Genomic DNA, 4,804 nt, shown 5'->3' on the forward strand with positions numbered 1-4,804 from the left:
CATCAAGGGCCGATCCGCGGCACGATCTGCTTGGCCTGCACCGGTCCCGGCGCGTCAGCGATGACCTCCACGATGTCCCGGTAGACATCTGGCAATACCGCCACGACCAGGCCCTCCCGCCACGGCGGCACCATCATCACCCCGACGCCATGGGGCGCCGACGTCTCGTTCGCCTCCGGCGCATCCCCCGCCGCATCATGCGGTTCGGCCTCCGCGGCCGACAGTTCCGCCAGCACCTGCGCGACGGTCTCCCGCGTGATCTCCAACCGCGACAGATCCTCCCGCGCCTTCTCCAGGCGGAGGGCCAACTCGGCCGCCTCAGCCTGGAGTTCCTCCACTCGCTGCCGAGCCGCGGCCTCCCGCACCTGCAGCTCTTCCGGCAAAGACGCCATGGCGACCCACCTCCACCACCACGGTAGAGACGGGCAGCCCCGAACACAGCCCCAATCAGCTCGAAGCCCCAGCGACCGTGTCAGCCGATCACGGGCATTCCCGATCCGGGCCGCCGTCGAGCACAGCCACAAGATCCTCAAGGATCCCAACGAACTCCACCCTTGGGATCTCCGCCACGAAGACCTCGCCCGCATCCTCCGGATTCTTGATCAGATGCTCCTCACGCCAGAACTGAAGAGTGAGCACCAAGCGGTCCGCGTCGCAAAAGACGTGAGCCGTCACGTTGTCAGTCGTGGGCCCCCAGCTCAGGACGCGGAACTGGCTGCGAAGCTCGTACTCGGCTTCGGTCTCGTCATCACTTCCGGCACGGTGCATAAGTCGCCGGTGCGTGGCTTGCGGGGACAGGCCCTCGAACGGCAGCGGAGAGCCCTGCCCGGAACGCAGCCAGACTGCCGTGTCCAGCACGTCCCGGCGAAACTGGCTGACGAAAGACAAGTTGTCGTCGCAGGTCAGCAACTTCCCTGCAGCCCACAGGTCCACCCGACGCAACGCGTCGTCCCACTCCCCGACCTCGGCCGCGAACCTGTTCTTGTCTCCCAGAAGTACGGTCACGTCGGGACCTTGGCAGGCCCAGTGCTCATTCGCAAGCAAGCTCCGACCGAGCGACGAAGGTACGCGTGGCCTCCTCGCCGCTGCCCAGTTCAGCGACGGCCGTTTAGCCCTTCACTTCAGAGGATCCGCACCCAACGGCTTTTGGCAGGGGCGGCGTTGGAGCGATGACCGGGGTGACACGTCGATCCAGATGGCGATCGTCTTCCCTCTCGTGCTGCTCGCCACCATCGCGGTCATCCAGGCGTCCCTGTGGTACTACGCGCGGCAGATCGCTGTGACCGCCGCCCGTGAAGGGGCCGCCGCGGCCCGCGCCTACCAGGCCGGTCCCGGCGACGGCGCCGCCCGCGCCCGGGATGTGCTGGAGCGGACTGCGGGTGACAGCCTCAGCGGCTACAGCGTGAGTGCGAGCAGCGACGGGCAGCGGGTGCACATCGAGGTGGCAGGCACCGCTTTGTCGATGATTCCGGGTGTGGCCGGGCTGCAGGTGCGGCAGTCGGCGTCCGGGGCGGTGGAGCAGTGGACGGTGCCGGGCCGATGAGCGGCAGGCGGAGAGCGTGCGATGCGGGCAGTGCCGCGATCGAGGCTGCGGTCATCGTCCCGTCGCTGATCATGTTTTTGTGTCTGGCGATCGCCGGGGGGCGGATCGTCATCTCCGGGGCGAAGATCGACGCTGCGGCTGAGGATGCGGCGCGGGAGGCGTCCATCCACCGTACGGCGGCCTCGGCCCAGAGCGCGGCCCAGGAGGCGGCTGCCGAGTCTCTGGCCGACCAGGGCATCGCCTGCGCTTCCACCACCGTCCACGTGAACACGGGCGGCCTCAGCGTGCCGGTCGGCCAGGTCGGGACCGTGAGCGTGACCGTGACCTGCACCGTCAGGCTCTCCGATCTCCTGTTACCCGGAGCTCCTGGGGGCCGGATCATGAAGTCCACTGCAACGTCCGTCGTCGACATGTACCGACAGAGGGATCTTGGGACGGCGGCTTCCGACGTGCCGTGGGGTTCGGGCCGAGGCAGGGGCGGTGAACTGTGAGCGCGCGGGGATACCCGGTCTCACGCTTCGTGCATGGAGCGTGCTCGAGCTCGTGCCTGGCAGGATGCGCGGGCGGTGAGCCAGACGGTCTCGAATTCTGCGGCGGTCAGGTCCTGCGGCTCGTGCGCTTCCCACTCCTGCACCGGGACTTCTGCCGTGGCGCCGAACGTCCCTTCGTAATCGGTGAGGGTTCCTGTCTGCTGGGCTGCTTCCCATTCGGCCGAGGAGGCTGCGGCGATGGGTTTCTCAAGCGGTCCTTGGAGTTCGGCCTGGCGGGTGACCCACCCTTCCGTGTCGACCTCGCAGTAGAACCATGTGTCTTCCTCGGCCCAGTAGCTGCGGAACCAGCGCGCCATGACGTCATTGTCCGCGGCTTCGCAACGGCCGCCTCCTTACAGGTCCTGGGTCCAGACTCCGACGGGGTGTTCATCAGGGTGCAGCCACAGCCGGGGCTGGTGGTTAAGGAGGTCTTCTCCACCGGGCTGCCAGGGGAAGGCTCCGTCGCGGTTGGGCCAGGTGACCTGCAGGAACGGGAACGGCGGTTTGCGGTAGTAGCCGATCGCGGTGCCGAAGAACGCCTTGTACCAGCGGTAGTCGACAGACTTGAGAACCATGGGGACGGACGCGACGTCGCGATGCTCCTGGTCGGCTTCCAGCACCTGCCCCTCCACGGATCGCTGGGCGAGGTCGTTGAGGAGTGTGTGCATCAGCGAGACGTCCAAGCCGAACATCGCCAGTTCGGGTATCCGATGCTGGTGCCACAGACCGATGGTGTAGGCCCAGCCCGGTCCCGCGTCGTCGGCGGGGATCATCATCACCTGCCAGCCGTGCCGATGGATCGTGTCGACGCTCGACTGCGTGCGAGGGTCCAGTTCGCTGATGTCCGTGCAAAGGACGCAGTGGCAGGCGGTGTGGCTGGTGGGCATGGCCGTGAGGCTACGGGGGCGCGTTGGCCTTCTCCTCGGCGGGCGGGCTCTGGGCCGCGCCGCTGGGACGGCACCTTGCGGCGGGCGCGGGCTGATGACCGCGGTGGTGTCACCGTGTTCGTTGCGGTGTGCGTGATCGCGCTGATCGGCATCATCGGCATCGCCGTTGACGGCGGGGCCAAAATGGCCGCGACCGAGCGCGCCGACTATCTCGCGGGTGAGGCCGCCCGGGCCGGTGGACAGGCCATCGACCCCGGCCAGGCCATCACCGGGCGGGCCATCGTCGTCGCCCCGCAGGACGCTATCGCTGCCGCCCAGGCCTACCTGCACTCCGCCGGCGCCACCGGCACGGTCAGCGTGTCCGGTGACGGCAAGAGCCTGGCCGTCACCGTGAACGGTTCGAGCGACACGGCCTTCCTGTCGGCTGTCGGGATCGGCTCGCTGCGGGTGAGCGGCCACGCCACCGCCACGCTCCTGCACGGCGTCACCGCACCGGAAGGGAACTGATGGACCCCGCCCCCACTCCCGCCCAGCGGGCCGGCAGCGTCCTGGTCCGGGTGGGCCATGCCGTTCTCAGCCTGCTCGTCCTGACCGTCACGGTCGGCGTCCTACCGCTGCTGCTGACCTGGGCCACTCCCGTCATCTGGGCATCGAGCCACGACGATCTGGCGCACCTGCTGGACCGGCAGGACACCGGATCCGTGTTCCTGCTCGTGCTGATCGCGGTCGGCTGGATCGGGTGGGCGCAGTTCACGTTCTGCACAGCACGGGAACTGGTTGCGCAGCTGCAGGGACGGCGATGGCATGCCCCGCGCGGGCTGGGTGTCTCGCAGCGTGCTGCAGCGCTTTTGGTCGGCAGCATCCTGGTCCTGCTGCCCACGGGGTCGGCGCTGGCCTCCGATGCGCAGGCCGCGACAACGACCGCTGCTGCCGCCCGCACTCCCAGCACCGCCTCCCCGAGTCCGCCCGAAACTTCGCCCGCCGGCCAGGACGTGCAGGCTGCTACCTCGGGCGCGCGTGGGTCGTACACGGTGCGCGAAACCCGGCCCGCGGAGAGCCTGTGGAGCATTGCAGAACGGGAGTTGGGCGACGGAGAGCGGTGGCGGGAGATCGCTGCCCTCAACGAGGGACACACCATGCCTGGCGGGCACGTCTTCAGGTCCAGCAGTTTCCTGCAGCCGGGCTGGACACTGGCCATGCCTGAGCAGCCCGGGCACCAAAGCGTGCGGACGCAGACAGAGAGACGTGCAGCGGTGAGCGCCGAGACGGGCGAACACCTCGTCACGGTTCGCGTCGGTGACTCCCTCTCGGCAATTGCCCAGGATGAACTCGGCAACGGCAACGCATGGCCTCGCCTGTTCAAGGCCAGCCACGGCAAGCCGCAGCCGAACGCGCTGCCGGTCATCACCGATCCTGACGTGATCTATCCAGGACAGCAGGTCACCGTGCCCGCCACTCGCCCTCGCCCGGGCGGCCCGTCCCCGGACCGTCCGAGCAGCGGCAACACCGGCAGCAAACAGCCCCCCGAGGCAGACCAGGACAACGGCGCCACTCCGCCCGCGACGCCCGACCACAGCACGCCTGCACCCGCGCCATCTTCTCCGGGAACGCCGCCGTCCATCAGCGCCACCCCTGAGCAGCCGACGCCGTCCCCCGCCTCGCCCGAAACCGCCGAACCAGCCCCGGCCAGTGGCCTGTTGAGTCTGCCCACCGTTCTCGGAGCCGGTGCGCTGCTGGCAGCGGCCGTCACCGCGGCCCTCGCCCTGCGCAGGACGCTGCAGCGCAGGCGCACCGACGGCCCCGGTTACGTCCTGCGCGCCGGCCGCGAGGCGGTGGACGCCTGG

The 4,804-nt window shown here is 69.0% G+C and carries 7 protein-coding genes and 1 pseudogene; 4 read left to right on the forward strand and 4 right to left on the reverse strand.

Translation table 11 applies throughout. From position 1 onward, the window contains the following. Positions 1-2: 2 nt before the first annotated feature. Together ACWEBX_RS37375 and ACWEBX_RS37380 are read right to left on the reverse strand one after the other, a co-directional pair. Positions 3-392, reverse strand: a complete 390-nt coding sequence (locus ACWEBX_RS37375) for a hypothetical protein (RefSeq protein ID WP_451889188.1) — start codon at positions 390-392, stop codon at positions 3-5. A gap of 88 nt (positions 393-480) precedes the next feature. After that, a complete protein-coding gene (locus ACWEBX_RS37380) occupies positions 481-1,005 on the reverse strand; it encodes a hypothetical protein (RefSeq protein WP_451889189.1) in 525 nt (174 codons plus the stop codon). Positions 1,006-1,189: 184 nt separating this feature from the next. On the opposite strand from ACWEBX_RS37380, the gene ACWEBX_RS37385 reads away from it, so the two are divergent. Together ACWEBX_RS37385 and ACWEBX_RS37390 are read left to right on the forward strand one after the other, a co-directional pair. Next, positions 1,190-1,543 carry a TadE/TadG family type IV pilus assembly protein gene (locus tag ACWEBX_RS37385; RefSeq protein WP_451889194.1) on the forward strand — a complete coding sequence of 118 codons (354 nt, stop codon included), beginning with the start codon at positions 1,190-1,192 and terminating at the stop codon, positions 1,541-1,543. Then, positions 1,540-2,034, forward strand: a complete 495-nt coding sequence (locus tag ACWEBX_RS37390) for a TadE/TadG family type IV pilus assembly protein (RefSeq protein WP_451889190.1) — start codon at positions 1,540-1,542, stop codon at positions 2,032-2,034. Before ACWEBX_RS37385 ends, ACWEBX_RS37390 begins: the two co-directional genes overlap by 4 nt. Before the next feature lie 20 nt (positions 2,035-2,054). Here the strand turns inward: ACWEBX_RS37390 and ACWEBX_RS37395 are convergent, their stop codons facing one another. Continuing rightward, positions 2,055-2,390: a hypothetical protein gene (locus tag ACWEBX_RS37395; protein WP_451889191.1), complete on the reverse strand. Its 336-nt coding sequence runs from the start codon at positions 2,388-2,390 to the stop codon at positions 2,055-2,057. 36 nt (positions 2,391-2,426) lie between these two features. Next, a complete protein-coding gene (locus ACWEBX_RS37400) occupies positions 2,427-2,960 on the reverse strand; it encodes a DUF4262 domain-containing protein (protein ID WP_451889192.1) in 534 nt (177 codons plus the stop codon). 114 nt (positions 2,961-3,074) lie between these two features. On the opposite strand from ACWEBX_RS37400, the gene ACWEBX_RS37405 reads away from it, so the two are divergent. Both ACWEBX_RS37405 and ACWEBX_RS37410 read left to right on the forward strand, forming a co-directional pair. Next, positions 3,075-3,467 carry a pilus assembly protein TadG-related protein gene (locus ACWEBX_RS37405; protein ID WP_451889193.1) on the forward strand — a complete coding sequence of 131 codons (393 nt, stop codon included), beginning with the start codon at positions 3,075-3,077 and terminating at the stop codon, positions 3,465-3,467. Next, positions 3,467-4,804 (forward strand): annotated as a pseudogene (locus tag ACWEBX_RS37410) (LysM peptidoglycan-binding domain-containing protein); the annotation flags it as partial. The gene ACWEBX_RS37405 and the pseudogene ACWEBX_RS37410, both read left to right, overlap by 1 nt.

The organism is Streptomyces sp. NPDC005070 (assembly GCF_053600395.1).